26 protein-coding genes are annotated in these 26,124 nt (G+C 65.2%); 16 read left to right on the top strand and 10 right to left on the bottom strand.

Annotation, left to right across the window (positions count from 1 at the left end; translation table 11 throughout):
* Window positions 1–144 precede the first annotated feature (144 nt).
* From hutU to hutH, 4 genes are read left to right on the top strand one after another with little or no spacing between them, the layout of a single operon-like run.
* Window positions 145–1,827 carry a urocanate hydratase gene (hutU, locus tag ACTSLZ_RS01680; RefSeq protein ID WP_129315904.1) on the top strand — a complete coding sequence of 561 codons (1,683 nt, stop codon included), beginning with the start codon at window positions 145–147 and terminating at the stop codon, window positions 1,825–1,827.
* Complete coding sequence (gene hutI, locus ACTSLZ_RS01675) at window positions 1,824–3,017, top strand: imidazolonepropionase (protein ID WP_443095498.1); 1,194 nt, start codon at window positions 1,824–1,826, stop codon at window positions 3,015–3,017. The genes hutU and hutI overlap by 4 nt, the downstream gene beginning before the upstream one ends.
* Complete coding sequence (gene hutG / locus ACTSLZ_RS01670; RefSeq protein WP_443095497.1) at window positions 3,010–4,020, top strand: formimidoylglutamase; 1,011 nt, start codon at window positions 3,010–3,012, stop codon at window positions 4,018–4,020. The genes hutI and hutG overlap by 8 nt, the downstream gene beginning before the upstream one ends.
* Window positions 4,017–5,591 carry a histidine ammonia-lyase gene (gene hutH / locus ACTSLZ_RS01665; protein WP_178979125.1) on the top strand — a complete coding sequence of 525 codons (1,575 nt, stop codon included), beginning with the start codon at window positions 4,017–4,019 and terminating at the stop codon, window positions 5,589–5,591. The genes hutG and hutH overlap by 4 nt, the downstream gene beginning before the upstream one ends.
* A gap of 61 nt (window positions 5,592–5,652) precedes the next feature.
* On the opposite strand, the gene ACTSLZ_RS01660 is transcribed toward hutH, so the two are convergent.
* From ACTSLZ_RS01660 to ACTSLZ_RS01650, 3 genes are read right to left on the bottom strand one after another with little or no spacing between them, the layout of a single operon-like run.
* Window positions 5,653–6,030 carry a hypothetical protein gene (locus ACTSLZ_RS01660; protein WP_443095496.1) on the bottom strand — a complete coding sequence of 126 codons (378 nt, stop codon included), beginning with the start codon at window positions 6,028–6,030 and terminating at the stop codon, window positions 5,653–5,655.
* A complete protein-coding gene (locus tag ACTSLZ_RS01655) occupies window positions 6,023–6,574 on the bottom strand; it encodes a hypothetical protein (protein ID WP_443095495.1) in 552 nt (183 codons plus the stop codon). The genes ACTSLZ_RS01660 and ACTSLZ_RS01655 overlap by 8 nt, the downstream gene beginning before the upstream one ends.
* Window positions 6,571–7,152: an RNA polymerase sigma factor gene (locus ACTSLZ_RS01650; RefSeq protein WP_162421452.1), complete on the bottom strand. Its 582-nt coding sequence runs from the start codon at window positions 7,150–7,152 to the stop codon at window positions 6,571–6,573. The genes ACTSLZ_RS01655 and ACTSLZ_RS01650 overlap by 4 nt, the downstream gene beginning before the upstream one ends.
* A gap of 184 nt (window positions 7,153–7,336) precedes the next feature.
* Here ACTSLZ_RS01650 and ACTSLZ_RS01645 point away from each other — a divergent pair, with 184 nt between their 5' ends.
* From ACTSLZ_RS01645 to ACTSLZ_RS01620, 6 genes are all read left to right on the top strand, one after another.
* The gene (locus ACTSLZ_RS01645; RefSeq protein WP_129315911.1) at window positions 7,337–7,798 is read left to right on the top strand and encodes an Asp23/Gls24 family envelope stress response protein; all 462 of its coding nucleotides are present in this window, start codon (window positions 7,337–7,339) and stop codon (window positions 7,796–7,798) included.
* A gap of 64 nt (window positions 7,799–7,862) precedes the next feature.
* Complete coding sequence (locus tag ACTSLZ_RS01640) at window positions 7,863–8,045, top strand: hypothetical protein (protein ID WP_129315912.1); 183 nt, start codon at window positions 7,863–7,865, stop codon at window positions 8,043–8,045.
* Window positions 8,046–8,047: 2 nt separating this feature from the next.
* Window positions 8,048–8,476: an Asp23/Gls24 family envelope stress response protein gene (locus ACTSLZ_RS01635; RefSeq protein WP_238692413.1), complete on the top strand. Its 429-nt coding sequence runs from the start codon at window positions 8,048–8,050 to the stop codon at window positions 8,474–8,476.
* On the top strand, window positions 8,473–9,036 hold the full coding sequence (locus ACTSLZ_RS01630; protein WP_443095494.1) for a DUF6286 domain-containing protein: 564 nt from the start codon (window positions 8,473–8,475) through the stop codon (window positions 9,034–9,036). Before ACTSLZ_RS01635 ends, ACTSLZ_RS01630 begins: the two co-directional genes overlap by 4 nt.
* A complete protein-coding gene (gene amaP, locus ACTSLZ_RS01625; protein ID WP_443095493.1) occupies window positions 9,033–9,638 on the top strand; it encodes an alkaline shock response membrane anchor protein AmaP in 606 nt (201 codons plus the stop codon). Before ACTSLZ_RS01630 ends, amaP begins: the two co-directional genes overlap by 4 nt.
* Window positions 9,639–10,027: 389 nt before the next feature.
* Window positions 10,028–10,300 carry a GlsB/YeaQ/YmgE family stress response membrane protein gene (locus ACTSLZ_RS01620; RefSeq protein ID WP_129315915.1) on the top strand — a complete coding sequence of 91 codons (273 nt, stop codon included), beginning with the start codon at window positions 10,028–10,030 and terminating at the stop codon, window positions 10,298–10,300.
* Between the two features lie 134 nt (window positions 10,301–10,434).
* Here the strand turns inward: ACTSLZ_RS01620 and ACTSLZ_RS01615 are convergent, their stop codons facing one another.
* Window positions 10,435–11,499, bottom strand: a complete 1,065-nt coding sequence (locus ACTSLZ_RS01615) for a hypothetical protein (RefSeq protein ID WP_443095492.1) — start codon at window positions 11,497–11,499, stop codon at window positions 10,435–10,437.
* 429 nt (window positions 11,500–11,928) lie between these two features.
* Between ACTSLZ_RS01615 and ACTSLZ_RS01610 the strand changes: the two genes are divergently transcribed.
* Complete coding sequence (locus ACTSLZ_RS01610; protein WP_443095491.1) at window positions 11,929–12,444, top strand: mycothiol transferase; 516 nt, start codon at window positions 11,929–11,931, stop codon at window positions 12,442–12,444.
* Here the strand turns inward: ACTSLZ_RS01610 and ACTSLZ_RS01605 are convergent.
* Together ACTSLZ_RS01605 and ACTSLZ_RS01600 are read right to left on the bottom strand one after the other, a co-directional pair.
* On the bottom strand, window positions 12,430–13,983 hold the full coding sequence (locus tag ACTSLZ_RS01605; protein WP_443095490.1) for a HAMP domain-containing sensor histidine kinase: 1,554 nt from the start codon (window positions 13,981–13,983) through the stop codon (window positions 12,430–12,432). The two genes, ACTSLZ_RS01610 and ACTSLZ_RS01605, sit on opposite strands and share 15 nt — an antisense overlap.
* On the bottom strand, window positions 13,983–14,741 hold the full coding sequence (locus ACTSLZ_RS01600; protein WP_397555337.1) for a response regulator transcription factor: 759 nt from the start codon (window positions 14,739–14,741) through the stop codon (window positions 13,983–13,985). The genes ACTSLZ_RS01605 and ACTSLZ_RS01600 overlap by 1 nt, the downstream gene beginning before the upstream one ends.
* 212 nt (window positions 14,742–14,953) lie before the next feature.
* On the opposite strand from ACTSLZ_RS01600, the gene ACTSLZ_RS01595 reads away from it, so the two are divergent.
* From ACTSLZ_RS01595 to ACTSLZ_RS01575, 5 genes are all read left to right on the top strand, one after another.
* Window positions 14,954–15,559, top strand: a complete 606-nt coding sequence (locus ACTSLZ_RS01595) for a hypothetical protein (RefSeq protein ID WP_443095489.1) — start codon at window positions 14,954–14,956, stop codon at window positions 15,557–15,559.
* A gap of 347 nt (window positions 15,560–15,906) precedes the next feature.
* A complete protein-coding gene (locus ACTSLZ_RS01590) occupies window positions 15,907–16,257 on the top strand; it encodes a hypothetical protein (RefSeq protein WP_443095488.1) in 351 nt (116 codons plus the stop codon).
* Between the two features lie 88 nt (window positions 16,258–16,345).
* Window positions 16,346–17,656 carry an ISL3 family transposase gene (locus ACTSLZ_RS01585; protein WP_179628043.1) on the top strand — a complete coding sequence of 437 codons (1,311 nt, stop codon included), beginning with the start codon at window positions 16,346–16,348 and terminating at the stop codon, window positions 17,654–17,656.
* On the top strand, window positions 17,653–18,744 hold the full coding sequence (locus tag ACTSLZ_RS01580; protein WP_443095487.1) for a GtrA family protein: 1,092 nt from the start codon (window positions 17,653–17,655) through the stop codon (window positions 18,742–18,744). The genes ACTSLZ_RS01585 and ACTSLZ_RS01580 overlap by 4 nt, the downstream gene beginning before the upstream one ends.
* 34 nt (window positions 18,745–18,778) lie before the next feature.
* On the top strand, window positions 18,779–20,965 hold the full coding sequence (locus ACTSLZ_RS01575) for a glycosyltransferase family 39 protein (RefSeq protein ID WP_443095486.1): 2,187 nt from the start codon (window positions 18,779–18,781) through the stop codon (window positions 20,963–20,965).
* Window positions 20,966–21,043: 78 nt separating this feature from the next.
* Here ACTSLZ_RS01575 and ACTSLZ_RS01570 read toward each other — a convergent pair whose 3' ends face one another.
* The 4 genes from ACTSLZ_RS01570 to ACTSLZ_RS01555 all read right to left on the bottom strand — a co-directional run bounded on the left by ACTSLZ_RS01570 (window position 21,044) and on the right by ACTSLZ_RS01555 (window position 25,407).
* Window positions 21,044–21,640 carry a TetR/AcrR family transcriptional regulator gene (locus tag ACTSLZ_RS01570; protein WP_129315922.1) on the bottom strand — a complete coding sequence of 199 codons (597 nt, stop codon included), beginning with the start codon at window positions 21,638–21,640 and terminating at the stop codon, window positions 21,044–21,046.
* 103 nt (window positions 21,641–21,743) lie between these two features.
* Window positions 21,744–22,982, bottom strand: a complete 1,239-nt coding sequence (gene argE / locus ACTSLZ_RS01565; RefSeq protein ID WP_443095485.1) for an acetylornithine deacetylase — start codon at window positions 22,980–22,982, stop codon at window positions 21,744–21,746.
* A 349-nt stretch (window positions 22,983–23,331) separates the two neighbouring features.
* Entirely contained in the window at window positions 23,332–23,853 is a 522-nt protein-coding gene (locus tag ACTSLZ_RS01560) for a flavin reductase family protein (protein WP_129315924.1), read from the bottom strand.
* 198 nt (window positions 23,854–24,051) lie between these two features.
* Window positions 24,052–25,407, bottom strand: a complete 1,356-nt coding sequence (locus ACTSLZ_RS01555) for a UDP-glucose dehydrogenase family protein (protein WP_443095484.1) — start codon at window positions 25,405–25,407, stop codon at window positions 24,052–24,054.
* Window positions 25,408–26,124: the final 717 nt, after the last annotated feature.

Below are 26,124 nucleotides of genomic sequence, written 5' to 3'. Positions count from 1 at the left end.
CGGGTTGTATATACAGGATTATACGACGTATAGAACTTTTGTGATCCACATTGCATCGAGGTGACGCCGGAAGCGTCCCATCGAGCTGGTGTCCGTGGGCCACGTGCCCAGGATGCCCCGTATCAGCCGTAAGGAGAAAACGACATGCACGAGGTTTCTTCGCCCGAGCACCAGGCCCGCCCGGTTTCTGCGCCTCGCGGAACCGAACTGAACACCCTGGGGTGGCAGCAGGAAGGCGCTCTGCGCATGCTCATGAACAACCTTGATCCCGAGGTTGCCGAGCATCCGGATGCCCTCGTGGTGTACGGCGGCACCGGGCAGGCTGCCCGCACCTGGGAGGCCTACGACGGCATCGTCCGCACGCTGAAGACCCTGAAGTCGGATGAAACCCTTCTGGTCCAATCGGGCAAGCCGGTCGGCGTCTTCCGGACCAACGAGTGGGCCCCTCGCGTGCTGATCGCCAACTCCAACCTCGTGGGCGACTGGGCCAACTGGGAGGACTTCCGCAAGCTCGAGGCCGAAGGCCTCATGATGTACGGCCAGATGACCGCGGGCTCCTGGATCTACATCGGAACCCAGGGAATTCTTCAGGGAACCTTCGAGACCTTCGGCGCCGTCGCCCGCAAACGATTCGACGGGACACTTGCCGGAACCATCACGCTGACCGCTGGGCTCGGCGGAATGGGCGGGGCCCAGCCTCTGGCCGTGACGATGAACGAGGGCGTCGCGATCTGCGTGGACTGCGACGTCACGCGCATCGACCGCCGCATCGAACACCGGTACCTGGACGTCAAGGCAGACAATCTGGACCACGCCCTGGAGCTGGCCATCGAGGCCCGTGACGCCAAGAAGCCGTTGTCCATCGGCCTGGAAGGCAATGCGGCGGAGATCTTCCCCGAGCTCCTCAAGCGCGACGCCCCGATCGACATCGTGACCGACCAGACCTCCGCACACGATCCGCTGGCCTACCTCCCCACGGAGATCCCGTTCGCCGAGATGAAGCAGGAGGCGCAGCGCGACCCCCAGCTGTTCACCAAGAAGTCCCGCGAGTCGATGGCCGCACAGGTGCAGGCCATGGTCGAGTTCCAGGACCGCGGCGCCGAGGTCTTCGACTACGGCAACTCGATTCGGGACGAGGCCCGCAAGGCCGGCTACGATCGTGCCTTCGAGTTCCCGGGCTTCGTGCCCGCTTACATTCGCCCGCTGTTCGAAGAAGGCCTGGGCCCGTTCCGCTGGGCGGCGCTGTCCGGGGACCCCAAGGACATCGAGGCCACCGACCGGGCGCTCTTGGAGCTCTTCCCGGAGAACGACCACCTGCGTCGCTGGATCACGATGGCCGAAGAAAAGGTCGCCTACGAGGGCCTTCCCGCACGGATCTGCTGGCTCGGTTACGGCGAGCGTCACCGCGCAGGCCTCAAATTCAACGAAATGGTGGCCAACGGTGAGCTCTCGGCACCCGTCGCCATCGGCCGCGACCACCTTGACTCCGGATCCGTGGCCTCGCCGTATCGTGAGACCGAGGCCATGAAGGACGGTTCGGACGCCGTCGCGGACTGGCCCCTGCTCAACGCGCTGGTCAACACCTCCTCCGGAGCATCGTGGGTCTCGATCCACCACGGTGGTGGTGTCGGCATGGGGCGTTCCATCCACGCCGGCCAGGTGTGCATCGCGGACGGCAGCGAGTTGGCAGCGCAGAAGCTCGAACGGGTTCTGACCAATGACCCCGGGATGGGCGTGATCCGCCACGTGGACGCGGGATACGAACACGCGGCCAACGTTGCCGAGGAGCGCGGCGTCCGCATCCCGATGACGGAAGGCAATGCATGACATCGACTCTGCTGACAGGCATATCCGAACTCGTGACCAACGACCCCGGGCTCGGGCGGGGAAAGCTCGGGATCGTGGACGAGGCGGCCGTGGTCATCGAGGATGACGCCGTCGCCTGGGTCGGGCCAGCGGCCGAGGCCCCGTCCACGGATGCCAAGCACGACTTCCACGGCAGGGCCGTCCTGCCCGGTTTCGTGGAATCGCACTCCCACATGGTGTTCTCCGGGGACCGGTCGGAAGAGTTCGCGGCGCGGATGGCCGGCGAGAAGTACACCGCCGGCGGCATCCGCGGCACGGTCAAACACACCCGTCAGGCCTCCGAAGAGGAACTCCGGGCCAACATGCGTCGCCTGCTCGACGAATCGCTGCGTTCGGGAACCACCACGGTCGAGTGCAAGTCCGGGTACGGTCAATCGGTCGAGGCCGAGTTGCGCAGCCTCGAGGTCGCACGGTCGCTGACGGACGAGGTCACCCTGCTCGCGGCCCACGTGGTGCCCCCGGAATACGAAGGAGATACCGAGGAATACGTGCGGGTTGCCTGCGAGGAGATCATTCCCCGGTGCGCACCGCTCGCCCGGTGGATCGATGTCTTCTGCGAACAGGGTGCCTTCGACGAGGACCAGTCGCGCCGCGTCCTCCAGACAGGCATCGATCACGGGCTCACCCCCCGCGTCCACGGGAATCAACTGCATCAGGGGCCGGGCGTCCGGCTCGCGGTGGAGCTCGGCGCGGCCTCCGTGGACCACGTGGTCCACATCGATTCTGAGGACATCGAGGCCCTCGCCGGAAGCGAGACCGTGGCCACGCTCCTGCCCGGAGCCGATTTCTCGACCCGCAATGCCTATCCGGATGCACGCGGACTGATCGACGCCGGGGTCACCGTGGCTCTCGGCGCGGACTGCAACCCCGGAACCAGCTACACCACCAACATGCCGTTCTGCATCGCCATTGCCGTGCGGGACCTCCACATGACCGCCGACGAGGCAGTCTGGGCCGCAACGGCCGGCGGTGCCCGCGCGCTCCGACGGGACGATGTCGGAGTCGTGCGCCCGGGCGCGCGGGCCGACCTCATGGCCCTCGACGCGCCGAACCATCTTCACCTGGCGTATCGCCCGGGGGTTCCCCTGATCTCGTCGGTGTGGCAGGCAGGTCGGCTCAAGTACTCGGCATCGGAGGTCAAGCATGACTGACAGCACGGCACCCGAACTGCGCGTCGACGAGCCCGCGCCCGCCTGGACCGGGAGAACCGACGGTCAGGGCACCGAACACCTCCGGTGGCACCAGGTGGTGCGCCCCTACGAGGGAGCCCGCACGGAGGATCGGGGCGGCGTCGTCTTCCTCGGCTTCTCGAGCGACGAGGGCGTCGAACGCAACAAGGGACGTCGGGGCGCATCGGAAGGCCCGAAGGCGTTGCGCGGAGCCCTCGGCGGGCTCGCCATAGCCGGCAAGGACTCCGAGATCCGGGCCTGGGATGCAGGCACGGTCGCCGTCACGGACGACCGGATGGAGGAAGGCCAGGAGCGCTTGGGCGCGGCCGTGACCACACTGCTGGACGAGGGTCGGCTACCCATCGTCCTGGGCGGCGGCCATGAGATCGCGTTCGGAACCTACCAAGGCGTCTCGAACTCCGTCGTTCGGAAGGGCAAGAAACTCGGTGTTCTGAACCTGGACGCCCACTTCGATCTCCGCCCCGACCCGGTCCCCTCGTCGGGCACCCCGTTCCGCCAGATGCTCGAAGCCGAGGAAGCGGCCGGCACGTCGATGCAGTACGCCGTCCTGGGGATCAGCCAGCCGAGCAACACGCAGATCCTCTTCGACACCGCCGAGAAGTACGGCGTCCAGTACATGCTCGACGAAGACTGCTCCGTCACGAATTCACCGGAAGTCCGCCGTTTCGTCGAATCCTTCCTGGACGGTGTGGACCTGGTGTACCTGACCATCGACCTCGACGGCCTCCCGGCATCGACCGCCCCAGGGGTCAGCGCCCCCGCGGCCTACGGTGTTCCGCTCGAGATCGTCCAACTGGCCTGCGACATCGTTGCGGCGAGCGGCAAGCTCGCCGTGTGCGACGTCGCCGAGCTGAACCCGAAGTACGACGTCGACGGCCGGACCGCACGCAGCGCCGCGCGCCTGGTCCACCGAATCGCCACCACCGCGCAGAACACGAGTGCGCACCAGCAGGAGGAGCAATGAGCGAAAACCAGCACAGCCACGGGGAGCAGGGCCGGCACGAAGTCGTCGTCGGCGTCGGCCCCGTCAGCATCCAGGACATCGTCGACGTCGCGCGTCACGATGCCCCGGTGCGCATCTCCGACGACGCTCTCGAGGCCATCGCCGAATCGAGCGCGCGGATTCGTGAACTGGCCGGTTTCGAACGTCCCGTGTACGGGGTCTCCACCGGATTCGGTGCGCTCGCGACCCGCCACATCCCGCAGAACATGCGGCGCCAACTCCAGCGGAGCCTGATCCGCTCGCACGCCGCGGGGTCCGGACCCGAAGTCGAGCGCGAAGTCATCCGGGCCTTGATGCTGCTCCGCCTGTCCACTCTGGCCACCGGACGCACCGGGGTTCGCCCCGAGGTCGCGCAGGCCTACGCCGGAATGCTCTCGGCAGGAATCACCCCCGTGGTGCACGAATACGGATCACTGGGTTGCTCAGGCGACCTGGCGCCCCTGGCCCACTGCGCGCTCGCCGTGATCGGCGAAGGGCCCGTCAGGACCAGGGACGGAGAGCTCACGACCTCGGCCGAAGCCCTCTCCGAGGCCGGTCTGGAGCCCGTGGAACTTGCGGAGAAGGAAGGCCTCGCCCTCATCAACGGCACCGACGGCATGCTGGGGCAGCTGGTCCTGGCCATCTCCGATTTGGACCGCCTGATGAGGTTGGCCGACCTGGCCGCGGCAATGTCGGTCGAGGGGCAGCTCGGCACGGACCGGGTGTTCCGAGCAGACCTCCAGGCGCTTCGCCCGCACCCCGGTCAGGCAGCCTCCGCGGCGAACATGTCCGCGATCCTCGCCGATTCCGGAATCGTGTTCAGCCACAAGGGCGATGACTGCACCTACGTCCAGGATGCCTACTCCCTTCGGTGCTCGCCCCAGGTGGCCGGCGCGGCCCGGGACACGATCGAGCACGCTCGCATGGTCGCCGGCCGCGAACTCGCCTCGGCGGTGGACAACCCCGTGGTCACCCTGGACGGTCGCGTCGAGTCCAACGGCAATTTCCACGGCGCACCCGTCGCCTACGTGCTGGACTTCCTGGCGATCGCCGTTGCCGACGCCGCCTCCATCTCGGAACGCCGCACCGACCGTTTCCTCGACGCCGCAAGGAACCGGGGCCTGCCTCCGTTCCTTGCGGACGACGCCGGTGTCGACTCCGGCCACATGATTGCCCAGTACACTCAGGCGGCCGTGGTTTCCGAGCTGAAGCGTCTCGCGAATCCGGCCTCGGTCGATTCGATACCGTCTTCGGCCATGCAGGAGGACCACGTCTCGATGGGCTGGTCCGCCGCGCGCAAGTTGCGCAAGGCCATCGACGGTCTGACCCGGGTCCTCGCGATCGAGATCCTGACGGCCGCGCGCGGCATCGACCTGCGGGAACCCGAGGCATCGCCGGCAACGGCCCGCGTCATCGCAGCCATCCGGGAGTCCGGGGTCCAGGGACCGGGCACGGACCGGTTCCTCGCGCCCGAAATCGAGAGCGTCGTCCAGCTCGTCTCCTCCGGGGCCCTTCTGGACGCCGTCGAATCGGTCACGGGCAGGCTCCAGTAACCCGTTACGGCGCGTCCGGCGCTCGCACCACCGAGTGTCGGACGCTTCGCCCCGGAGGCGCCTACTCGGTCTCGCGAACGATGATCTGGTGGGAACCGGGTGCGATACCGCGCTCAATGAGCGTGTGATTGACCCTGGCGGCCACCTCCTGGGAAACCATCAAGGGGTTGCCCGGTGCCTCGCGACTCACCCACACGGCAACCGTGAGCGAAGCCTTCCCGTCCACCTGGTCCAGGCGCAGTCCCTGTGTGTCGGGAGCCTGGTCTTCCGCCGACGTCGACTTCTTCCACAGTGTCCGCAGAAAATCGCCGACGCTGGGCTCCCGCCTCGCGACGCCGGGCACCGCGTCGACCGTCCGGGCCACCTCTGCGAGAAGGCCGGTCGATCCGGCCTCCTCGGTCGGGGAAACCGGAGAACCCGTCGAGTGATGATTAGCCATAGTGCACATCCTCTACCGTGAAGTCGACTTCGGCCACGTGAGCGCCGAGTTTGCGGGCCACTGCGTCGATGACGGCGTCGCGAACGCTCCGGTCGAGATTCTCGACCACCGCGTCCGGGGCCATCACCACACCGATCGAGAGGCCCAGAATCTGGTGGCCGTGATCGGGGGTCGCAATGGTCCTGACCCTGCACCGGCGCGCCGTGAAGCCCGGGAACGTGTCCACCGTTTCACGCGCTGTGCGGGCGATCAGCATCTCGCTGAAGGAGACGGTCGCCGCAGGTTCGCGATGCACCGGTATGTCCGCTCCGCGGCGAAGATTGCTACGGGCAAAGTCGACGATGCGGCGTCGAACATGCGGCTCGATCTCCAGGGAACTGTCCGCCTCCTTCGCCTCGCGGGCCAAGCGATCGAGCTGTTTCAATCGCTCGCGGACCTCGCCGCAGTAGGGGCAGTCGCGTTGGTGGGCATCGGGCTCGGAGTCGACGGTCTCGCACACCGACTCGACCGTGCGCCCGCACTCGAGTGACTCGTCGTCCGTCATTGCCACTCCTTCATCTCGTTGGCCAACGTCTTGCGTGCTCGCGCCAGACGGCCCCGCACCGTGGCTTCAGGGATCGCCAGCGTCTGCGATATCTCGCCGTAGGAAAGTTCCGTCTGTTCCCGGAGAATCCAACAGGCGCGTTGCTCGGCAGGGAGCTTCTGCAACATGGCCGACAGGGCGTCCATGCTCGAACTGTTCTCCGCGGCGCGCTGCGGATCCGAGGACGCCCGGGTATCCGTCCACACGGGGTTTCCCTCGGGTGCCTCGTCGATCGGAACCGTGGAATCGCGCCGCGGTGACCTGAGGATGTCCCTGCACTTGTTCACGGCCTGCCGGTACAGCCACGTCGGGAAGGCCTGTGGGGTCTCCAGGAGGTCGAGCTTGACCCACGCGTTCATGAGGGACTCCTGGGCGACGTCCTCCGCATCGGCCCGATTCCCGAGCATGCGGAACGCCAATCGCAACAGCGGCGCCTGGTAGGTGTCCACGAGTCGTTCAAAGGAATCAACGTCGCCGTCCTGTGCGCGGAGAACGAGCGTGGTGATGCGCTCGGAAGAGCCATTCCTGTCCGAACTCATAGTCCCCTCGATGTCGATCCATTTTTTGCCGCAATCGGCCGTATCCCTCACGGACCATACTTCCAGAATGGCCGGCGAAACTGCACCCCGAAAAAAACTTCGAAAAACTTCGTGACGAATCCGCACACGGCCCGTCAGTATAAGTACAAGCCCGTTTCGACCAGAACTTAGGGAGTTAGAAATCATGGCTACCGAAAACAACGTCAAGACCGCACAGCAGGGCAATGAGGCCGAGCGGAACAGCCCGTTGCAGACGTCCAAGGGCAACACGACCATCAACGACACCGTGGTGCAGAAGCTCGCCGGAGTCTCCGCCCGCGAGGTCCCCGGTGTCTACTCGATGGGCAACGCTGCCCGCCGCGCCTTCGATTCGATCTCCGAGCGCATCCCCGGATCGCAGACCAACGTCTCCGGCGGCGTCTCCGTCGAGAAGGGTGAGAAGCAGGCGGCCATCGACCTGAGCATCGTCATCGAGTACGGCACCTCCGTGGTCGACGTCGCCGACGGCATCCGTCGCAACGTGATCCGCACGGTCGAGCAGGCCACCGGATTGCAGGTCATCGAGGTCAACATCGATGTCACCGACGTCCACCTCCCGAACGAGGAGGACGACGACAAGGACTCCACCGACCGCGAGCTCCAGTAATGAGAACGGGCCCCGGAGCCGAGGCTTCGGGGCCTGCCCTCGCACCATGGAAAGGGATATCAGCATGAAACCGAGCCAATTGGGACTCATCGTCGGTCTGGCGTTGGGCGCGATCGCCTTCTTCGGCGGATTCTTCGCATTCCTCGTCTCCGCCGTCTTCGCCGTGATCGGTGCGGCCGTCGGGCTCTTCCTGGAGGGTCGGCTGGATCTTCGCTCCATGACGGGCCGCGGCTCTGACAGGAGGTAGAGATGATGGCCAGCGCACATCGGCCGGCTCCGTCCCATCGCGAGGACACAGGGTCGGCTGACGGTTCCTCATCGGCGGAGAGCCGCGGGGGTCTCGTCATCGCGGACCGTGTGGTCGAGAAGATCGCCGCGCAATGCGCCTCGGAGATCCCCGGTATCGGGGGTCGAGAGGGAGGTTTCCTCGGTGTGGGAAGCCACGCGGATCTGGATTCCCGGCCGCGTGTCAGGGTCGAACTGACCGGTTCGATCGCCGTACTGAGCGTGGATCTGGGCATCGAGTACCCGCTTCCCATCGAGGAAACAACCGAAAGAGTCCGAGAGACTCTCGTGCGCAGAGTGTCCGACCTGGCCGGCGTCGACGTCCGGCAGGTGGATATCAGGGTCACGTACCTCGTGCCTCAACGGGGCCGGAAGGAAAGGGTATTGCTGTGAAATCACTTCGACGGCGCCCCTCTCGCGCCATACCATCCGTCGTGGTGCTGGTCCTTGTGCTGATTGTGGGCGTTGGCCTGCTGTGGGCCGGGATCCAGAAGCTGTCCACGGGACAGTGGTGGCCGCAGCTGAGCAGTGCCGCGGATTCCGCGTCCTCCGCCTCCTGGAACTCTCCCTGGGGGTGGGGCGCGGCCGCTGTTGCCGTGGTTCTCGGACTCATCCTGCTCCTGTGTGCAGTATTGCCCGGCGGGTTCAACGCGGCACGCCTGAACAGGCAGCCGGTGGACGCTGACTACTCCGGTGCTCCGATCGAGGCCGTGATCGGCAACCGAGGTCTGGCCACGCTGGCCTCATCCGCGGCGGCCCAGATCGACGGCGTGTCGGGAGTCAAATCATCGGCCACGGCCAAGACCGTGATCGTTCGCGTGACGACGCCGTTGCACGAGAGTTCCGAACTCGTGGGCGAGGTCAAGGCCGCGGTCGAGGAGCGACTCGCATCGGCGGATCTCACACGATTCCCGAAGGTGCGGGTCAGCGCACAGAGCAAGGACGTGTCATGAAGAAAACCGCTGGATCATTCAACAGAACATGGCTCGCGATCATCGGCGTGGTCCTTCTCGCGGCCGGCGTGCTGTGGGGAATCGTGGCCGCGGGACTGCTGGCCTCCTCCGGCGCCTCGAGCGGGCACTGGGGCCCATCCGGCAAGCCCTTCCAGGGAGCATCGTCCGCGCTCGACGGAACCTGGCTCGCGCCCGTGCTCATCGTGGCGGGTGCAGTCCTCGTGATCCTTGCGCTCTGGTGGCTCGTCCGCCAGATCCCGAGGAGCGAGAAGGCCTCGACGTTCCGCTTCCACAAGGATCCCAAGCGCGGATTCACGCAGGTGGAGCCCAAAGTCATCACCGATGCGGTGGCGGCGCACCTCGAAGACCTGACGTACGTCACGGACGCGAAGGCAGGCCTCAAGGGCCAGCGAACCAATGCCGGTCTCGTCCTGGACGTCACGGTCAACGAGCGTGCCGACCTCGCCGATGTCACACGGGAAATCCGAGAACAGGTGCTTCCCTCGGTGAAGTCCGCGCTGGGCAGCCCCCTGGGCAGCGTCGGGATCGTCTACGCCGTCTCCCGACAGTCGCGGTCCAAGCGACAGGTCAAGCTGCAGTAGGGGTCGAGTCGTGGAGTTTCCTGGACCGGGCGTGGCGCTCGCGACACGCTCGGCCGGGGAGTATTGGGGGACTCCACGACTCCGGAGCCCGGTATCGGGCAGAAGAGAAGGCCTGCGGGTTCCAACCCGCAGGCCTTTCCTGTGTCCTTGATGTTCCGGTTTTCTGCCCCTTTTCGGGCGGATTTTCGGGCGCGTCAGGCGCACCGACGGGTTGCGTACTCCATCGAACTCGGCACCACATTTTGTCTCAATATTCATGTGATTTCCGGAGTATATATTCGGCCGGAGCAATGCGTGAATTTTGGACTATTGTTGTTCGGGGCTGACCAGGTATCCTTGAAAGAGAGCCAACACCAGAAACATATAATTGCTCGCGAAAGGTATATATCATGGGACTCGGTTTTATTGGCTGGATCGTTATTGGAATTATCGTCGGCGCTCTCGCCAAGCTCATCATGCCGGGGCGCCAGGGTGGCGGGATCATCGTCACGATGATCCTCGGCATCGTCGGCGGCCTGCTGGGCGGCTGGTTGGGCGGCGCCATCTTCGGCGTCCACGGCAATGGGTTCTTCTCATTGACCACATGGATTCTCGCCCTCGTCGGCTCGTTGATCGTGCTCTTCATCTGGGGCCTGATCTTCGGTCGGAAGAACAAGGCATAGCCCGAAGCTTTCTCTGAACCGGAAGAGGGGCGGACTGTTCACAGTCCGCCCCTCTTTGTGTGTTCACCGCTTGGGCCGCGGCCCGAGCGGTGTCGCTGGGACGCCGTCGACCCGCTCTCTTGAGGCACCGGGACTCAGTCGTCTTCGTCCTTGTCCTTGCTCAGAACCCGCTGGCGTTCGCGGCGTCCGTGGGTCATTTGTTGCAGGTCGGCCTCGGAGTCGAATCCGGATCCCAGCCCACCCGCAATGACACCCATGGACGCGCTGAGCCACGCGATGTTGAAGTAATTCCCCGGTTGGGTGGGGATCCCCAGCGTTTCCTGCATGAATCCGGGGCTGATCACCACGAGGCCGCCGAGCAGAATGAGAATGAACAAGGCGATGTAGAGGATCGAAATCGCAATCACCAGCGTCACTACCGTGGAGATGTTGTAGAGGGCGACGACCCGGGCGAGACGGTCGTGGATCGGCCTGTCCCACAGCTGGTTGCGGAGGATGAGCCAGGTGGTCATGACCAAGATCGCGACCAGCGTGATGATCGCCATCCTCAGACTGGACAGCGACTCCGCCATCTGCCAGATCGAGTTGTAGAAGATGCCGAACGCCCCGGCCGCGGAGGCCGCCGTCAGCGCACTGGAGAGCTTGGGCGCGGTCTTCCAGGGTCGATTGGAGCGCACCATGCCCAAGATCGTGCGGGGAACGCCGGTCCACGTGTTGGAGTAGAGCCGCGTGAACGAGTCATCGCCCTCGCTGCTCCATTCGTTCCAGTTCTGGACGTGTTCGCCGTCGGACGTGGAATTCTGGATCAAGGACTCCACGCCGCGGCCAATGGTGCTCACGAGGCGGCGTCGGGGGTAGAGCATTCCCATGGGCGGGCAGGAAACCACCAGGATGCCGCGGTCGAAATCAACCTGCGCGACCACGGGATGCTTGCCGTGGTGCAGGGGCATCTCGGTGAGAAGGATCCGGACGGCGTAGTCGATGTCGCGCGCCTCGTCGGGGAGGTCGAGGTCGCTGGTGATCTGGTTCTCCGGGGTGATCGGGATCAGATGCTTGATGTGTTTGATGTCGACCTCGTGGCCGACCACCGTGTTCAGCTCGGTTTGGATGTCCGGCAGGAAGTGTTTGATCCTTGCGGTCGGGACCCCCGGATCTGAGACCACGAGGATGCTCGGTTTCGAATCGGATGGTGTACTCAAGAATTCAGCTCCTCTATTCCCTGGTCAGGGCAGGCTTGTTGATCGCCAGGATAATTCGGGTCCTGCGAAAAGCGAAGGGTGCGGCACGCGGTGATGTCCGGGCGCTCCATGGCGGCAACATCGCACGGGGTTCCCGGCACTGCATCACGGAATGAGGGGGATTTGCCGTTTCCGCCGTTGGGTGGCGGTCAAGTGAGGGGCCGGTACGAAAGCAACAGCTTCAGTACCGGCCCGGTACCCGGGCAGGTGAAGCGTACAAGATCTCTGCCCGGGGTAACCCCCGAGCGGCTCTTGAGCCAACACGCCGCTCGAGCACTATTTATTCTAATGAATCCGCTCTGACCTGGGCAAATGCACTTCTCGGAGCCATGTTGGGGCACTCGCGGCGAGGGGTTACGGTCCCGTGCGGCGGAGCGTAGGGTCGAGACCATGGATGCGATCGAACTCTTGAAGGATCTGGCCAACCGTCCGTCCGAAGTCGCCGTCCGACTCAAGGACAGAGTCAGGGATGAGATGCTCAATGCCCATCCCGGCGAGCACGACAATTCGGTCGCATGGTTGCTCTGGCACACCGCGCGCGAGATCGACGAGCAGGTCAGCGCCCTGTCCGGGCAGGAGACCGTCTGGGTCTCGCAGAACTTCGACGAACGATTCGGGTTGGATCTGGAACCGCACGAATTGGGCTTCGGCCAGTCGGCGGAGAGGGCACGTTCCATCGTCGTCGACGATGCCGGCCTGCTCTTCGAGCACCTCGACGCCGTGGTCGCGGCCGAGCAGGACTACATCGATACGTTGGGCCCCGCTGACCTCGACGACATCATCGACGAGCAGTGGGATCCTCCGGTCAGCCGGGGCCCTCGCCTGGTCAGCGTCACCGAGGACGCTCTGCAGCATTTGGGTCAGGCCACCTACGTCACCGGGATGGACGCCTCAGTCTTCCGGTGACGGTCTCATCCCGCTCGTGGCCGTGTCGTTCTCGTCAGAGTCCTCGGCCTCGAGCAGCAGCGGCAGCCTCACCTCGAATTCGGTGTTCCCCGGCCGAGAGGTGAAGGAGACGGTGCCGCCGTGGGCCTCGACGATCGCCTTGACGATCGGCAACCCCAAGCCCGAGGTGCCGACCTCGCCGGATCGCGCCTGGTCGGCACGCGCGAACCGCGCAAAGATCTTGTCCTGGAATTCCGGATCGATCCCGGGGCCGTCGTCGGCGACCTTCAGGATCGCGTCGCGGTGGTTTGCCGAGGCGTACAGCCCCGTGGAGACCCGAGTTCCGGGGTCCGTGTGCTTGCGGGCGTTCGAGAGCAGATTCAGCAGGACCTGCTGGATCTGCCTCCGGTCCGCCCGGATCGTGACGGGCTCCTCCGGCAGGGCCAGCTCCCATTCGTGGTCCGGCGCGGCGACCTGGAGGTCCGAAACGTTCTCGACCACGAGTTCGGTCAGGTCCACCGCCTCCTTCTCCGGCGGGCGGCCTTCGTCCAGCCGGGCCAGGAGCAGCAGATCCTCCACGAGTCCTGACATGCGTTGGGACTGGGAGTCGATGCGGGCCAGGGACTTCTCCCCATTCGGGGTGAAGTCCTCGGTCCACTTCAGAAGGTCCGAGTAACCGCGGATCGCGGCGAGCGGCGTGCGAAGCTCGTGCGAGGCGTTGGCGATGAACTCCCGCATCCGGTCCTCGGACTTCTGCCGAGCCGTGAGCGCGGCGCCCACGTTGTCGAGCATCCGGTTCAGGGCATGTCCGACGGCGCCCACCTCCGTGTCCTGGTGGGCGTCCCTGCGGGCCACGCGGCTGGCACCAGGAAGCTGCCCCGATTCCAAGTCGAGCCTCGACACACTGGTCGCAACCGCCGACACGCGCTCGAGGGGTTTCATGGTGCGTCTGACCGCGACCGACCCCAACAAACCCACCAGGAGCAGAGCAGCAACCGAAACTCCCACCATGATCGCGACCAGAATATTCAGGGTTCGCTGAACATTCTTGAGGGGCAGTCCGGTCACGACCACCTGGCCCGTGTGGTCGACGTCGGAGACCACCAGGTACTTGCCCTTCGACAGGTCGACCTTGGTGGCCGGACTACCGGGCTCGAGATTCTTCAGGGTCTCGCGATCCGAGTCGGTCAGATTCACCACGGATCCGCCCGTGTCCAGGATGCCGCCCGCGAGGAACCGGCCGTCGTCGATCCTTGCGTTGAGCGTTCCCGCCGCCTGTCCGGGCGCGTTCAGGGGATTGGGTGCCCCTTGAGGGACGTCGCCGGCGTCGCCCGGTCGGACCCCCGAGAAATTCGTGGCCCGATCCGAGGCTTCCGTCAGCTGGGAACCGAGTTGATTGGTCAGCGTCGCGTTCATGGCTCCGTAGCTCACGACACCGATCACGATGCTGGCCAGCCCGAGGAGCAGCATCAGGATCAGGATGAGTCGGGTTCTCAGGCGCCACGCGCGGCCCCTCCGAGGAGTCGTCGAATCGCTGTCCCTGCCGGTGGCCTGCCGCATCACACCGCCGGCTTGATGACGTATCCGGCGCCACGGACCGTGTGGATCATCGGGTCGCGGCCGACGTCGATCTTCTTGCGGAGATACGAGATGTACAACTCGACGATGTTGGCCTGGCCGCCGAAATCGTACTTCCACACGTTGTCCAGGATCTGTGCCTTCGAGACGACCCGCCGAGGGTTCTCCATGAGGTACCGCAACAGATCGAACTGGGTCGCCGTCAATTGGATCTCTTCCCCACCGCGCGTGACCTCCCGGGTGTCCTGATTGAGCACGAGGTCTCCGACCACGAGCTCGGCGTCGTCGGCCGCCGCCACCCCGGAGCGCTGGACCAGGCGGTGCAGGCGGATCATGACCTCTTCCATCGAGAAGGGCTTGGTCACGTAGTCGTCCGCGCCGGCCGCGAGGCCCTCGATCCGATCGTCCACGGCATCCTTGGCCGTGAGGAAAAGGCACGGCACCTCGGGTTGGGTGCGTCGAATGCGGGACAGTACCTCGAGCCCATCGAAGCCCGGCATCATGATGTCCAGCACCAGCACATCGGGCAGGAACCGGCGGGCCGTATCGAGCGCGGTGGGGCCGTCGCCCGCCTGCCGGACGTCCCAGCCGATCATGCGGAGACCGACGCCGACGAGTTCGGCGAGCATGGCTTCGTCGTCGACCACGAGGGCACGAATCGGACTGCCGTCCGGGTGCTCCAGCAAGGGAAGGTTCTTGGCGACCTGCGCGGCCGAGGAGGACGAAGGGGATTGGCTCATGGCTCCAAGAATAATCCCGCAGACGGCATGGCGGGAGGCCGAAAGCGCGAATTCCCGGAGCTCACAGACACGCCTTCGACCGGACACAGGCCATTCACAAGATGCAGGGACAGAGTCGGGGACCAACGGGTCGAGGACCTACCGGATGACCCGCTGCATCGGCCGCCAGGGCGACCAGGCGGAAGGCCATCCGGTCGACAGAAAGGCTGTACATGACCTCGAAGAGAATGAACACATCGTGGAACGTCCATCCGGATCGGACCACGCGTCCGGCCACACCCGCCGCTGGCCGGCCCGCGTGGGGAGCCCCCGCCTCGGAATGGAATGAGTACCGTAGGGCGGCAATCCCGAAGGGTCCCGCGAGCACGGCCAAGACGGCGGTGGCCACGGCCGCGCTCGCGCTCGCCGTCACCGGGGGTGCAACGGCAACAGCATACGGGCTCTCCACGGCGGGGGAGACCTCGTCCGATTCCCAACAGGCCGGAGAAAATCAGGGGGCGAGCGATGCCCAAGGTTCCGGCGGTTCCGGCAACGCCGCAGGCTCTGGGCAAGACGGCGACGACGGCGGTCAGGCCGATGCGGGTGGACAGGGCTCGACCGGCGCAGGCGGTTCGACGAACGGTCAGGGCGCCCCCGGACAGGGCAACGGAGAGAGCGGCGCTGCTGACGGCGACACCGACGGTGATGGTGCCAACGGCGGTTCCGGCGCCGGCAATGATCCGGGAGGCGGGTCGAAGCAGGCGCCGGGTGCCGGCGATCCACCAGGTGGCGGAGCGGACGGGCAGAAGCCCGCGAGCTCGGGCGGCACCGGGGCGTGAATACTCCGTGGTGTATTGCATGCAGTTTCATTCGTCGGAGACGATGCGCCGGTGAAGATCTTGCGATAGGGTTGGTGACCGGAGATAATTCTTGTACCGCTGGGTAACCGGTCGGTACGCTCATCGCCCCGAGCCCTCTCCCTAGGGCCTTATGAAGTTTTAAACTTTTAAGGTACGCTCGGGGTCGAAGAGGCCCGTGTTTGTGGTTGTGGTTCCCCCAAACACGGGCCTCTTCTCTGTCCACATGCTGTGTGACCAGGCGCCCCCGGAGCCCCTCGGAATCAGTCACAGGAGCGGCACAGCAGAGCCCCATCGACGACATAAGTCCGACGTGAACCGTTGGATGCATGATCACATCAACCAGCAGCGCAACGACAGGCCGCAGCCGCACTCTCGATCCCACGGAGCCCACGGCAACCACGGAGCCCTTGGACCGCCTCGGAGGAAAAACTTCCCCGGAATCCGACCGGGCAGTAACTTCGCCCGCGGCGTCGTCCAGAATCACAGACATCGGTCGGCGGGCAATTGACACGGACGCCCCCGAAACCGTCCTGGACATCACCATCCCGGTATACAACGAGGAGAAGGACATCGAGACCTGCATCCGCAGGCTCGGCAACTACTTGGAAGGACATTTTCCCTATTCCTTCTCCGTCACGGTCGCGGACAATGCCGGCTCTTCGCAGTTGAGGGGGTAGGTGGCTGAGCGCGTCGGTCGCCGGATGAGGGTCGAGGCCTTCCGATGATGGAAGTTCTCACACTGACCATCTGCCGGAAGACCTCGACGTGCACCACGCTACCTTCGCGACCCCTGATCTGACCGTGTTCTGCCATCTCGACGAGCTCGGCCTCGTGGCCACCGGTCAGCTTTTTGAGCCGGATCGCGCGGTGATCGAGTGCCGCGTCGCCGAGCCGGATCCGTGGTGCCGGGGATGCGGTAGCCAGGCGCTCTCGCGCGGGACGGACACGCGGCGTCTCGCCCACGAGCCGTTCGGTCATCGCCCGACGACGCTGCTGGTCCGGGTCCGCCGCTACAAGTGCTCGGGATGCGGACGGTCCTGGCGTGAGGACCTCACGGCAGCGGCGCCCGAGCGAGCCAAGCTGTCCCGTAGCGGGATGCGGTGGGCGTTGGAAGCGCTCGTGATCGACCACCTCACCGTCGCCCGCGTCGCCGCCGGACTCGGTGTCGGTTGGCACACGGCGAACAACGCGGTCCTCGCTGAAGGGCGTCGAGTGCTGATCGACGATCCCGCCCGGTTCGACGGCGTCGCCGTGATCGGCGTCGACGAGCACGTCTGGCGCCACACGAGAGTCGGCGACAAGTACGTCACCGTCATCATCGACCTCACCCCGAACCGCGACAAGACCGGCCCCGCCCGTCTGCTGGACATGATCGAGGGTCGCTCGAAAGCCGTGTTCAAGACCTGGCTCGCCGCACGCCCGCAGGACTGGCGCGATGGTGTCGAGGTCGTCGCGATGGACGGGTTCACCGGCTTCAAGACCGCCGTCAGCGAGGAGCTCCCGGACGCGCAGGCGGTGATGGACCCGTTCCACGTCGTCCGCCTCGCCGGCGACGCCCTCGACACCTGCCGTCGTCGCGTCCAGCAGTGCCTGCACGGCCGGCGGGGCCGCAAAAACGATCCGCTCTACAAGGCCCGCCGCATCCTCCACACCGGCGCGCAGCTGCTCACTGACCGGCAGCAGACCCGTCTCGAGGCACTGTTCGCGGTCTCCGAGCACGTCGAGGTCGAGGCGACCTGGGGCATCTACCAGCGCGTGATCGCTGCCTACCGCGAACCCGATCGGAAGACGGCGAAGAAGCTGATGACAGCCGTCATCGATTCCGTCTCCAGCGGCGTCCCCGCCGCGCTCGTGGAGGTCCGCAAGCTCGGCCGCACGCTCAAGCAGCGCGCCGCCGACATCCTCGCGTTCTTCGACCGGCCCGGCACGTCCAACGGGCCAACAGAGGCGATCAACGGGCGCCTGGAACACCTCCGCGGCTCCGCCCTCGGATTCCGGAACCTCACGAACTACATAGCCCGATCGCTGCTCGACACCGGCGGCTTCAGGAACCACCTACACCCTCAAATGCGATGAGCCACAATGCCTCGACCGACCAGACCCTGGTGATCGCGGAGCGGCTCTCCCGGGAACTGCCCCACGTGCGGGTCGTGCACCTGGACGAAAAAGGGCGAGGCAACGCCCTCCGGCGGGTGTGGAGCGAGCCCAACGCCGCCGTCCTCGTGTACATGGACGTGGACCTCTCGACCGACCTCGCCGCCCTTCAGCCGCTGGTGGCACCACTGCTCACCGGTCACTCCGATCTCGCGATCGGGAGCCGGCTCGCTCGTAACGCCCGGGTGGTGCGGGGCGCCAAGAGGGAATTCATTTCTCGTAGTTACAATCTTCTGCTCCGCACGTTCATGGGCGCCCACTTTTCCGATGCACAATGCGGGTTCAAGGCCATTCGGGCCGACGTCGCCCGTCAGCTCATCCCCCACACCGGCGACGGGGCGTGGTTCTTCGACACCGAGATGCTCGTGCTTGCCGAGAGAATCGGCCTGCGCGTTGCCGAGGTTCCCGTGGACTGGACGGATGACCCCGACAGCTCGGTCGACGTCGTCAGAACCGCCACCGACGACCTCAAAGGCATGGTTCGACTCTCCGCGGCCATGGCCAACGGCAGGATCCCGATCTCGGCGCTGCGTGAGGAATTGGGCCGCGGCGCGATCGCCGGCCAGACGAACAATCTCTTCGGCCAGGTCGTGAGGTTCTGCGTCGTCGGAGTCGGATCGACCCTCGCCTACATCGTGGTCTTCCTGCTTCTCCGTTCGGCGTTGGGCGCGCAATGGGCCAATTTTGCCGCGCTGCTGATCACGGCCGTGGCCAATACCGGGGTCAACAGGTTCTTCACCTTCGGTGTGACCGGCCGGAACAAGGCCATGACCCATCACGTCCAGGGCCTGCTCGTCTTCGGGCTGGGATGGGCACTGACTTCGGGGGCCCTGTGGGGCGTCCACCAATTGCGGGGCGATCACGCCGTCGTCGAGACGGGCGCGCTGGTCATGGCCAACCTGATGGCCACTTTGCTGAAGTTCCTCATGTTCCGGTGGTGGGTCTTCCGCCCCGATGCGGAATCCAAGCGCACGAACGAAGCCGACGACGCCGCGCGGACCGCCGCGTAACCGGCCCGCCCGAATCGACCGACCCAGGAATGCGATGACTCCTTCAACTATCACCAGACACGCCATGACCAGGACCGCACCGACCGCGGAGGCGCCGAACGCCGACCCCGTGCCGCGCCGTCGGCCCATACTCTTTCGAAGGGAACCCGGGGAGCCCGCCTGGATCAACCCCGCCATCGCGGCGATGATGGTCGCTGCGACGACTGTCTACCTCTGGAATCTGACGATTTCCGGTTACGGGAACAGTTTCTACGCCGCAACGGTCAGAGCCGGGAGCACCTCGTGGACCTCGATGCTCTTCGGGTCACTGGATGCCAACAATGGCATCACGGTGGACAAACCCCCGGCGGCCTACTGGATACCATCCCTCTTCGCCCGCGTCTTCGGCTTCAGTTCCTTCACGGTCCTGCTCCCGCAGGCCCTCATGGGAATCGCCACGGTGTGGGTCCTGTACTTGGCCGTCCGGCGGACCAACGGCAAGATCGTGGGGCTCGTCGCCGGATCGACGCTGACCCTCACCCCGGTCGCCGTGATGATGTTCAGGTTCAACAACCCGGATGCCATGCTGACGCTCTGCCTGGTGCTGGGAGCCTACTTCACGATCCGCGCGATCCAGTCCGACCGCGCCGCGAGGTTCGCATCGGCCGGGTGGATGCTCGGGGCCGGGCTGATCCTCGGCCTGGCGTTCCTGGTCAAGATGCTTCAGGGGTTCATGACCATTCCGGCTCTCGTGGTGGCTTTCGCGATCGCGGCCCAAGCCGGCTGGCTGCGAAAGATCCGCGACGTCGTCGTGGCCGGTATCGGCGTGTGCCTCCCCGTGGGTGCCTATGCGGCAGTCTTCGCGTGGTGGCCCGAGGGATCACGTCCGTACATGGCCGGAACGGAATCGAACTCGTTCTGGGAGCTGGTCATGGGCTACAACGGCCTGGCCAGGATCTTCGGAAATTCCGGTGGCGGGGGTGCGCCGGGCGGCGCGAGTGACCAGGCCGCGGAGACCGCCGGTGGCGGCGCGGCGGCCGGGGCCGCGGCGGGCGGAGCCCCCGGTGGCGGCGGGCCCGGCGGCGGCACGATGTTCGGCGGCGACGTCGGAGTCTTCCGCATGTTCAATTCAGGGTTCGGTGCCGAGATCTCCTGGCTGATTCCGGCCGCGGTGATCATTCTGGTCGCCGGCTTCTGGCTGACGCGCCGCGCGCGGCGGACCGACGACACGCGGGCAGCACTCATCGTGTGGGGCGGCTGGCTGATCGTCAACGCCGGGGTCTTCTCCTTCATGGAAGGGACCATCCACCCGTATTACGTGGTGGTTCTGTCTCCTGCGGTGGCCGCAATCGTCGGTATCGGCGTCGCCGAATTCTGGCGAGGACGGCGGCACTCGGTGACCCGGCGAACCGCCGCTCTTGCTCTGCTGGCGACCGTCATCTGGAGTTTCGCCCTGATGCAGCGCGAGGCCCCCGATTGGCTGCCGTGGCTCCGGTGGGTGCTTCTGATCGGCGGCTCGGTGACTTCCGTCCTGATTTTCGTGGGACTGCCGAGGTCCGGGACCGGGTCGGTCCGACGCGGCGCAGCGGTTCTGGCGGTGGCGGCCCTCGTCTTCGGCGGTCTGGGCTCCGGGGCCTGGGCCCTGGCAACGGTCGGCAATGCGCACAATGGGTCGATTCCGACGTCGGGCCCCTCGGCCGCGGGCGAGAAGGGCGGAATGGGCCAAGGCGCCGGAGGTCCTCAGAATGGCGCAGGAGGCCAAGGACAGGGCGACGGCCAGGACGGTCAGGACGGCCAGAATCAGGTGGACCAACAAGCAGGACAGGGGCAGGGTGCCCAACAGGATGGACAGGGCCAGTCCTCGCAACCCGGTGGCGGAGCCAACGGCGGCGGAATGGGCGGAGAAGAAGCGAACAGCGAGCTCACCGACCTTCTCAAGAACGCCGGGACGGAATACTCCGCCGCGACGGTCGGCGCGACGAGTGCCGCGAGCTACATGCTGTCCTCGGATACCGAGGTCCTGGACATCGGCGGCTGGATGGGGTCCGACCCCTACCCGACCGTCGACGAGTTCAAGTCCATGGTCGATGACGGACGGATCCGGTACTTCGTGGCCGGCGGCATGGGCGGCGGCGGAATGGGGGAGTCGTCGTCCTCCGAAATCCAGGAATGGGTCAAGGCCCACTACGAGGCCTCGACCGTCGGCGGCACGACGGTCTACGACCTGACCAAGGAAAAGTAAAGGCCGCGCAGGTCGCGTCGCCTCCCGGCCCCCCCCGAGGTTCGCTCTGGGGCCGGGAGGCGGGCGGCCGCTGGTCGGTCAGTCGTCCATGTGCTTGATGCCGCCCCAGGTGAAGCGGACCAGAACGTCACTGAGCCTCTTCTGCTCTTCGGGAGTCTCGGCGGTGGAAATCACCTTCGAGGCCGTCAGGGCCGCACTGATGATGGCCTCCGCGCAGAGACGGCAGGCGGCTTCCTCCGTGAATTTCGATTCCTCGCGGAGAACCTCGGTGAGGGTGTCGACGAGACGATCGCGCAACTTTCCGACGCGTTGGTCGACCGCCTTGGTGTTGAGCATGTCCGACTCGAACAGGATCGTGTACCGATCGGGCTCCTGGATCACGAAATCGGTCAGGACGTGGATGGAACTTTCCGTACGCTCTTCGGAGGCCAAGTCCGCGTGGAGAGGCGTGTACATCATGGACAGGAACTGTTCGGAGCAGTCCTCGATAACGGCCAGGTACAGATCGTCCTTGCTCTTGAAATATCGATACAGGAACGGCTTGGACAAGTTCGAGGTCTCCGCGATCTCATCCATCGTGGTGCTGTGAAATCCTTGATGGGCAAAGGCCTTCAGCGCCGTTCCGAGAATCAGTTCGCGTGCTTGTTCGTGTTCCATACGCCGTTTCCGGGGCATGTCATCTCCTCCGAATATGTGTGATGTCTGCACCCTCCCCGGCCAATATTCTTCGATAAAAAGCTATTCGCGCGGCACGCATTGAACGGTGAGGCCGGTCGGTTTACGCCTTCGATTTTTTCAAGATTTCTATCATAAACCGTTCACAGGCTTCGATCTGGGACAACTCGACCCATTCATTTTCCGTATGGGCCTGAGCAATGGACCCGGGGCCGCACACGATGGCCGGAATTCCGGCGGCAAAATATTGACCGCCTTCGGTCCCGTAGGAGACATACGGCGACTCGCCGCCGCCATCGAGCACGGCGCCGAGTTCTTTGGCGAATTTCACGATCGGGGCATCGGCGTCGGTATTCAACGCGGGGACCTGAGCCAGGAGCTCGAAATCCACACCGACCTTGCCCAGGGCCTTCTCGTCCGCACCACCGAACGAGCGCACGCGGTCGATCTCCTGTTCGAGAGCCGGCTCGACGGTGGTGCGGAGGTACTTGCGGATCCGTTCGGCCAGGTCGTCCGGGTCGATGCCGGGGACAATCCGGAAGTCGTATTCCAGCACGCAACGATCGGCCACGATGTTGTAGGCCGATCCTCCCTGCGCGAAGTTCACGCCTCCGGTGGTGTAGGTGATGTTGAAGCCTTCCTTCCGGGGGCCGTTGTCCCGCAGGTCGTCGACCAGCCCGTTGAAGAAGTGGATGAATTCGCCGGCGTGTTTCACGGCGTTGATTCCCAGGGGTGCCAGGGAAGAGTGCTTGGGGACGCCGCGGAACGTCAGGCGGCCGCGTTGGGGTGCCTTGTGGGCCACCACAATGTTCATCAGCGTCGGTTCGCCCACGATCGCGTACTGGGGCCGGACGCCGCGTTCCACGAATTCCTCGATCATGCGGGGCGCGCCCAGGCATCCGAGCTCTTCGTCATAGGTGAAGGCGAAGTGAATCGGGTCGGAGAGTTCCTGCTCGACCACGCGCGGAAGCAGCCAGAGCGCGACGCCGATGAAGGATTTCATGTCGGCGCCGCCGCGGGCGTAGAGCTTGCCGTCCCTGATGGTCGGCACGAACGGATCCGTGTCCCACGGTTGGCCCTCGACCGGAACGACGTCGGTGTGGCCGGACAGGACCACGCCGCCACTCGTGCGACCGTCGGCGGCCGGGACGGTCGCAAAAAGATTGGCTCGCTCGCCGTCGTCGGAATACGTGCGGTGTGTCGGGATCGAATGGCGCTCGAACTGCTCCTCGATGTACTCGATCAGGTCGAGATTCGAGGTCTCACTCACCGTGGGAAAACGGAGGAGCCGGTCGATCTGCTCGAAGGAGGAGGGGAGGGCCGCCGGCCCGGAAGTGTGCACGGTCTGTTCAGTGGAAACCTTGTCAACGCCCATAGGCCCAGCCTAGTCCGTGGCTCGCCGGCGGAAAGAAGTTCGTTTCGTGCGATCGCGAGGGCCTCGCTGCTCGAAGAGAAGCGCTGGGTTGCCGTGTGCCGACGGCATCAAAATTGGGGGATCAGATGCCGTAGTGATTTTCGGTGATTGAATGACGCGATCGGTCTATGGGGGTCTGACCGCATCTCACCGAATTGCCGCACTGTGCACACGAGCAACCCAGCCCCACAAAGCTAGCCTGTCCGCGAGCGACCACAATAATTATTTCAACAAATTACGGAGAAAATACTTTTCCTGATAGCGGACTGGACAGTAACTAAATTATGTATGAGTGTTCGCCCAAGGAATGGAATGCTCTTCGGTGATAAACCAAGGGAGTTCCCGGATCGTCGTTCCGTGCGGCTTCGATGACCTCGGCGGTGAAAACCAGGGCGGGGCCGGCCTGGGCCTGCGTCAGGGTGCGGCACCGGAGCACACGGCTCACGTCCGTGAGCAAGGGTTCACCGGTGGGCAGGGTCTCCCAGTTCATGACGTCGCCGAAGCGGGGCGCGCCGTGAGTCGCGAAGGTCTTGGCCAGTTCCACGTTCTCCGCGTCCAGGAGGTGAACCAGGTAGGTGTCTGCGTCGGCTATGTGAGCCGCCGACCCGCGCCGAGCGGCCAGGGAGAACCCCAGGATGGCGGGGTCGGCGGATATGGAGGAAACGGACGAGGCGGTCAGGCCCACCGGCCCTTCCTCGTCGGTGGCCGTAATGATGGCGACGCCCGCGGGGTGGTGCCCGAAGATCTCCTTGAAGATCTCGGAGATGGTCTCCCTGTTCTCTGGGCTCGCGTCAGTCATCGATCATCCTTTCAGCGGGTTCGCTCCAGATTCCCGCTAGGCCTGCCTTTCGTCTCACGATAGAGCGGCCGTCCGGCGCCACGCAGGCGAAGACGTATTCTTACGTCTCATCTCCCAATGTGACCGCAGTGTGAATTCGCGCGGTCTCGGATGCTGGGGGTTGGCTCCTCGCGCGAGGGGCTGCTGCGTCGTCGGCCGTTACCGGGCATCGGCGGAAACCGTCGGTTCCGCTTCCCGACGTCCGACCGAGATGTAGTGGAACCCGCCTTCTGCCACGCGGGACGGATCGTAGAGGTTCCTGCCGTCGACAATGACTCGGCCACGCATTCGGGACGCGAGACGATCGGGATCGAACATGCGAAACTCTTCCCACTCGGTGCAAATAGCCAAGGCGTCCGCGCCGGTGAGCGCGTCCAGGTTGCCGCCGGTGAAGACCACCCGGTCGGCCTGACGGCCCAGGGCGGCCCGGAAGGTCTCCATAGCCACCGGATCGTATGCCCGAACATTGGCGCCGGCCTCGATGAGGGAACGAACCAGGTCGAGGGAAGGCGCTTCCCGGACGTCGTCGGTCTTCGGCTTGAACGCGAGGCCCCAGACGGTCACCTTCGCACCCTCGAGGGAAGGTACGGCCCTGGCCAGCTTGCGGAACAACGACGCCTTCTGCGTCACGTTCACGGCGTCGACGGCGTCGAGGATACGCGGCTGACACCCCGTGGTCCGGGCGGTGTGGGCGAGCGCCGCGACATCCTTGGGGAAACACGACCCGCCGTATCCGGCACCGGCATAGAGGAACGGGTATCCGATGCGCGAGTCCGATCCGATACCCACACGGATCTTCTCGACGTCGGCCCCGGTCGCCTCCGCGATGGTCGCGATTTCATTCATGAAGCTGATCTTGGTGGCGAGCATCGCGTTCGCGGCATACTTGGTCAACTCGGCCGACGGGACATCCATGGCCAGGATCTTCTCGTGTTGCCAGTTGAGGGGCTTGTACACGTCGCGCATCGTCTGCTCATCCTCCGGACACGACGTGCCGATCACGATCCGCTCGCTGTGCTTGAAGTCCTGGATCGCGGCCCCTTCTTTCAAGAACTCCGGGTTGGAGCACACGGTGATCGTGGGGCGATTCTCGCGGTGCGACAAGGCATCGTCCACGATGGCTTGGACGCGCGCGGCGGTGCCGACCGGAACCGTGGACTTGTTGGCGATCAGAAGCCGATCCTCGGCGAGCCGACCGATGTCACGGGCCACGGCGTCGACATAGGTCAGGTCCGCGGAACCGTCCGGGCTCTGGGGCGTTCCCACTGCTATGAAAGCTACTCGGGCATCGCGAAGCCCCTCGGCGGCGTCGTCTGTGAAGTTCAGGCGACCCTGAGCCGTATTGGCACGGATCATGTCCTCGAGGCCGGGCTCCCAGATGGGGCAGCCCCCGGACCGGAGCATGTCGACACGGGTTCGATCGACATCGATGCAGGTGACGTGGTGCCCACCGTCGGCCAGGCAGGCCCCGGTCACGAGCCCGACGTATCCCGAACCAAAAATTGCGATTCTCATGTCTGCTTTCCTTGTATGTGATGGCCCGTGCCGCGGGCCGGCGGGTCTCTCGACGCTTCACGGTAGGTTTGCCCAGACGAACGCGAGCTGAACTGCCCGTGACCTCTCCCAGAAGGTCTGCGGAAGGAGCATCGCGGCGCTGGGGCGGTGGTGCACTCGTTGGGGATCCGAAGGGCAGGACTTCTCGACGTGCAGAGGTGCCGGGGGTCTTCCTGAAGGGTTGTCCGTGCACTGCACGTGGACGGTGGTTCTCTCGTCGGACAGGAGGAGGGTGCGCGGCCTTGTAGCCCACATCCAGGGGATTGGCCTCGGCCGCTGGGCCAGGGGCCTCGCTGATGCTTGACCAGCATCCTTCGTGGCGCTGGGGGTCTCGGCCCGACACCTGCCACACGTCAGGATTTGCCATGAGAGCCGGAGGCTCATTGCCCGTTCGTGACCCACGACGGTCGGGCCGATGGTCGGGTGCCGCTCCGATGAGGCCCGAGCCATTCGAATATCAATCGGAGGTGTCGCACGGCGATGGCGGGAGGTTCCAGTGAAACCTGGACAGCCCCCAGTGCGGTTCTCCTGATGCTCACACGGATGACAGTGCCCTTCAGGTATTCCTCACCGGAGGAGCGCAAGGGCACGATTCGCGCCCTGCTCATCCCCCTTGGGGGCGGCGAGCCAGTGAGCTCCTGCGCAGAGGAGGTCGCGGCCTACGCGGCGGTAGTCGGA

Origin of the sequence: Rothia koreensis, assembly GCF_052232265.1 — a bacterium.
GTDB lineage: Bacteria > Actinomycetota > Actinomycetes > Actinomycetales > Micrococcaceae > Rothia > Rothia koreensis.
Note: the sequence above shows the minus strand (reverse complement) of the source record. Positions and strands in the feature narration are given on the sequence as shown.

Excerpts from the sequence above, each read along its gene's own strand:
- hutU (WP_129315904.1), top strand. The coding sequence starts at position 145 with ATGCACGAGGTTTCTTCGCCCGAGCACCAGGCCCGCCCGGTTTCTGCG.
- hutI (WP_443095498.1), top strand. The coding sequence starts at position 1,824 with ATGACATCGACTCTGCTGACAGGCATATCCGAACTCGTGACCAACGAC.
- hutG (WP_443095497.1), top strand. The coding sequence starts at position 3,010 with ATGACTGACAGCACGGCACCCGAACTGCGCGTCGACGAGCCCGCGCCC.
- hutH (WP_178979125.1), top strand. The coding sequence starts at position 4,017 with ATGAGCGAAAACCAGCACAGCCACGGGGAGCAGGGCCGGCACGAAGTC.
- ACTSLZ_RS01660 (WP_443095496.1), bottom strand. The coding sequence starts at position 6,030 with ATGGCTAATCATCACTCGACGGGTTCTCCGGTTTCCCCGACCGAGGAG.
- ACTSLZ_RS01655 (WP_443095495.1), bottom strand. The coding sequence starts at position 6,574 with ATGACGGACGACGAGTCACTCGAGTGCGGGCGCACGGTCGAGTCGGTG.
- ACTSLZ_RS01650 (WP_162421452.1), bottom strand. The coding sequence starts at position 7,152 with ATGAGTTCGGACAGGAATGGCTCTTCCGAGCGCATCACCACGCTCGTT.
- ACTSLZ_RS01645 (WP_129315911.1), top strand. The coding sequence starts at position 7,337 with ATGGCTACCGAAAACAACGTCAAGACCGCACAGCAGGGCAATGAGGCC.
- ACTSLZ_RS01640 (WP_129315912.1), top strand. The coding sequence starts at position 7,863 with ATGAAACCGAGCCAATTGGGACTCATCGTCGGTCTGGCGTTGGGCGCG.
- ACTSLZ_RS01635 (WP_238692413.1), top strand. The coding sequence starts at position 8,048 with ATGATGGCCAGCGCACATCGGCCGGCTCCGTCCCATCGCGAGGACACA.
- amaP (WP_443095493.1), top strand. The coding sequence starts at position 9,033 with ATGAAGAAAACCGCTGGATCATTCAACAGAACATGGCTCGCGATCATC.
- ACTSLZ_RS01620 (WP_129315915.1), top strand. The coding sequence starts at position 10,028 with ATGGGACTCGGTTTTATTGGCTGGATCGTTATTGGAATTATCGTCGGC.
- ACTSLZ_RS01610 (WP_443095491.1), top strand. The coding sequence starts at position 11,929 with ATGGATGCGATCGAACTCTTGAAGGATCTGGCCAACCGTCCGTCCGAA.
- ACTSLZ_RS01605 (WP_443095490.1), bottom strand. The coding sequence starts at position 13,983 with ATGCGGCAGGCCACCGGCAGGGACAGCGATTCGACGACTCCTCGGAGG.
- ACTSLZ_RS01600 (WP_397555337.1), bottom strand. The coding sequence starts at position 14,741 with ATGAGCCAATCCCCTTCGTCCTCCTCGGCCGCGCAGGTCGCCAAGAAC.
- ACTSLZ_RS01595 (WP_443095489.1), top strand. The coding sequence starts at position 14,954 with ATGACCTCGAAGAGAATGAACACATCGTGGAACGTCCATCCGGATCGG.
- ACTSLZ_RS01590 (WP_443095488.1), top strand. The coding sequence starts at position 15,907 with ATGATCACATCAACCAGCAGCGCAACGACAGGCCGCAGCCGCACTCTC.
- ACTSLZ_RS01580 (WP_443095487.1), top strand. The coding sequence starts at position 17,653 with ATGAGCCACAATGCCTCGACCGACCAGACCCTGGTGATCGCGGAGCGG.
- ACTSLZ_RS01575 (WP_443095486.1), top strand. The coding sequence starts at position 18,779 with ATGACTCCTTCAACTATCACCAGACACGCCATGACCAGGACCGCACCG.
- ACTSLZ_RS01570 (WP_129315922.1), bottom strand. The coding sequence starts at position 21,640 with ATGCCCCGGAAACGGCGTATGGAACACGAACAAGCACGCGAACTGATT.
- ACTSLZ_RS01560 (WP_129315924.1), bottom strand. The coding sequence starts at position 23,853 with ATGACTGACGCGAGCCCAGAGAACAGGGAGACCATCTCCGAGATCTTC.
- ACTSLZ_RS01555 (WP_443095484.1), bottom strand. The coding sequence starts at position 25,407 with ATGAGAATCGCAATTTTTGGTTCGGGATACGTCGGGCTCGTGACCGGG.